The 3,229-nt window shown below is 49.3% G+C and carries 3 protein-coding genes; all 3 read left to right on the forward strand.

All coding sequences use genetic code 11. The annotated features are described in order from the left end of the window. Window positions 1-2 precede the first annotated feature (2 nt). The 3 genes from recN to ACTHUE_RS13860 all read left to right on the forward strand — a co-directional run bounded on the left by recN (window position 3) and on the right by ACTHUE_RS13860 (window position 3,155). Window positions 3-1,631, forward strand: coding sequence for a DNA repair protein RecN (gene recN, locus ACTHUE_RS13850; RefSeq protein ID WP_440423755.1), 1,629 nt, complete (start codon window positions 3-5; stop codon window positions 1,629-1,631). A gap of 115 nt (window positions 1,632-1,746) precedes the next feature. Further along, a complete protein-coding gene (gene gshB, locus ACTHUE_RS13855; protein WP_070461421.1) occupies window positions 1,747-2,703 on the forward strand; it encodes a glutathione synthase in 957 nt (318 codons plus the stop codon). A gap of 68 nt (window positions 2,704-2,771) precedes the next feature. Then, complete coding sequence (locus ACTHUE_RS13860) at window positions 2,772-3,155, forward strand: diacylglycerol kinase (protein WP_070461422.1); 384 nt, start codon at window positions 2,772-2,774, stop codon at window positions 3,153-3,155. Window positions 3,156-3,229: the final 74 nt, after the last annotated feature.

Raw genomic sequence — 3,229 nt, forward strand, 5'->3', positions numbered from 1 at the left:
TCATTGTTGAAAACCTGAATCTTGATTTTCAAAACGGCTTTACCGTATTGACGGGCGAGACCGGCGCAGGCAAATCGATTACTCTGGATGCGATTGGCCTGTTGTTGGGCGATAAAGCCGATTACAGTCAAGTGCGAAGCGGCGCCAAAGAAGCGCAGTTGTCGGCTTTGTTCGATATCAGCGGTTTGCCTGAACTGAAAGCGCAGCTGCAGGAGCAAGGCCTTTTGGAAGAAGATGCCGAAGAGCTCAGCATCCGCCGTATTATCGATGCCAAGGGTAAAAGTCGCAGTTATATCAATAATCAGGTAGCAACATTGGCGCAGCTGAAAGCTATTGGCGAGCAGTTAATCGATATTCACGGCCAAAATGCCCATCATTCGTTGAATCAAGAGTCTGCGCAACGCGAGTTGTTAGACGCATTTGCTGGCAGCAAAGAGCAGGCAGAAACGGTCAAACAGCTTTATCAAAATTGGGTCAATGCGAAAAAAGCCCTGCAAGAAGCGCAAGAGCAGGCAGAAACCATGGCCATCGAACGCGAGCGTTTGGAATGGCAGTTTAATGAATTGAACCAATTGGAGCTCAAACCCAACGAATGGGAAACCTTAAGCCAAAGCCACGACAGCCTGGCGCATTCGGCCGAGTTGCTGCAAACCGCCGAGCAGGTGAGCGACAGTATAGACGGAGACAACGGCATCCAACGTCAAATCTACCAATGCCAAAAACTGCTGGGCAATCTGCAAAACATTGAGCCGCGCTTTGCCGAAAGTCTGAATATGCTGGCAAGTATTGAAGCTGAGTTGGGTGAAATCAGTGCCAATATGCGTGATGTGGCCGGTCGCAGCGACATCGATCCTAATGAATTAGCCGCACAAGAAAGCCGTATGGGCGAATTGATGAGCATGGCGCGCAAATACCGCATTGAGCCGGAAGAGTTGCCGCAAAAGTTGGCAGAAATTGACGAGCGCCTGCAAAACCTGCACGCGGCTGCCGATTTGGAAGCCTTGGAAAATACAGTCGCACGCAATCTTGCCGAATACCACGAAGCCGCGCATATTCTCTCCGCCATGCGTCATCAGGCGGCTGGTCGTTTGGGCGAAGAGACCACCGAGCATATGCAACATTTGGCCATGAAGGGCGCACGTTTTGACATCGTCTTGTTGCCGTCTTCGCCGACCGCACATGGTCTGGAGCAGGTACAATTCCAAGTGGCGGCGAATAAAGGCAATCCGTCCCGACCTTTGAATAAAGTGGCTTCCGGCGGCGAATTGGCGCGTATCAGCTTGGCTTTGCAAGTGGTTGCCAGCCAATACACGCAAGTGCCGACATTGATTTTCGACGAAGTGGATACCGGTATTGGTGGCGGCGTCGCCGAAATGGTCGGTAAAGCTTTGCGTGCCTTAGGTAAAAAACATCAAGTCTTGGCGGTAACCCATCTTCCTCAAGTCGCCTCTTGCGGTGAAAACCATTGGCAGGTCCGCAAGCATAGCGAAGGGGAGCAAACCGTCAGCGAAATCAGCGTGTTGAACCATCATCAGCGCATTGAGGAAATCGCGCGTATGCTGGGTGGCGAAATTATTACTGATACTACACGCAGCCATGCCGCCGAACTCTTGCATTTGGCAGCCGCCTAAAAGCCTCAAGGCCGTCTGAAAATAGGATTCAGACGGCCTTTTCTATATTTTGCCACCTTTTCAGGCAGGCAGAATACAAGGTATGATTATATCGTCTATTTACAAGGAAATTTTGATGAAAGTCCTGTTTATCGCCGATCCAATGGCAAGTTTTAAAACCTATAAAGACACTACTTACGCCATGATGCGTGAAATGGCAAAGCGCGGTTGGCAGCTTTTTCATACCTTGAGCGGAGAATTGTCCGTCCGTGAAGGCTTGGTGGTGGCTCAGGCGGCGGCATTTGAGTTTGTCGGCGCGAAGAACGATGACGATCATGAATGGTTTAAAGCAGAGGCAAAAGTTCAGACGGCCTTGAAAGATTTCGATGCGGTCATTATGCGCACTGATCCGCCGTTTGATATGCAATATCTGTACGCAACCCAGTTTTTGACGTTGGCACAGCAGCAGGGTGCAAAAGTATTTAACAGCGGACAAGCAATGCGCGATTTCAATGAGAAATTGGCGATTTTGAACTTCAGCCAGTTTACCGCGCCCACTTTGGTTACCACACGTTCCGCCGATGTCCGTGCCTTTTTGAAAGAACACGGCGACATCATCATCAAACCGTTGGACGGCATGGGCGGTATGGGCATTTTCCGCCTGACCGAATCCGACCCCAATATCGGCAGTATCCTTGAAACCCTGATGCAGCTTGATTCACGCACCATCATGGCACAACGCTATATTCCTGAAATCGTACATGGCGACAAGCGCATTTTGATTATCGGCGGGGAAGTTGTTCCGTATGCTTTGGCGCGTATTCCGCAAAACGGTGAAACGCGCGGCAACTTGGCTGCCGGCGGTCGCGGCGTGGCACAGGAATTGAGCGAGCGCGACCGTGAAATTGCAGAAACCCTTGCGCCTGAATTGAAACGCCGCGGCATCTTGCTTGCCGGTTTGGATGTCATCGGCAGCAACCTGACCGAAGTCAATGTAACCAGCCCGACCGGCTTCCAAGAGATCATGAAGCAAAAAGATTTCGACGTTGCTGCCATGTTCGCAGATGCCGTGGCATCTTGGGTAAAACAATAAATCCAAAGGCCGTCTGAAAATTGACCCGACCGTTTCTTTTCAGACGGCATTCTAATGTTGAGTATATGATGAAACCATCTTCCTATGCTTCTGAGAAAAAAGGCAAAAGCGGCATCAAGCGCATTATCAACGCGTTTGGTTATTCCAAAGACGGACTGGCTGCCGCGTATCGTTATGAAAGCGCATTTCGCCAAGTTTTTTGGTTGAACCTGATTTTAATTGTCTTGGCGTTGTTTCTTGATTTCGGCTCGGTCACCAAAATGGTGCTTGTTGTCGCATCGTTTATTTCATTGATTACCGAATTGTTTAATACCGCCGTCGAGGCAGCCGTTGACCATACCTCTACTGAAAAACACGAGCTGGCCAAGCGTGCCAAAGATGCCGGTTCGGCCACGCAACTGATGGCTTTGTTCATGTTATTTATTGTTTGGATTATTGCATTAACTGCTTAAAAATGTGGTAATATGGTAATTCGTTAGGATTAGATAGTATTAATTAATCTATATCAAAGTTTTCAGACGGCCTT

This window comes from Neisseria sp. P0021.S005 (genome assembly GCF_051956955.1).

Bases quoted from the DNA above. Each gene is read 5' to 3' on its own strand.
- gshB (WP_070461421.1), top strand. From the start codon at position 1,747: ATGAAAGTCCTGTTTATCGCCGATCCAATGGCAAGTTTTAAAACCTAT.
- ACTHUE_RS13860 (WP_070461422.1), top strand. From the start codon at position 2,772: ATGAAACCATCTTCCTATGCTTCTGAGAAAAAAGGCAAAAGCGGCATC.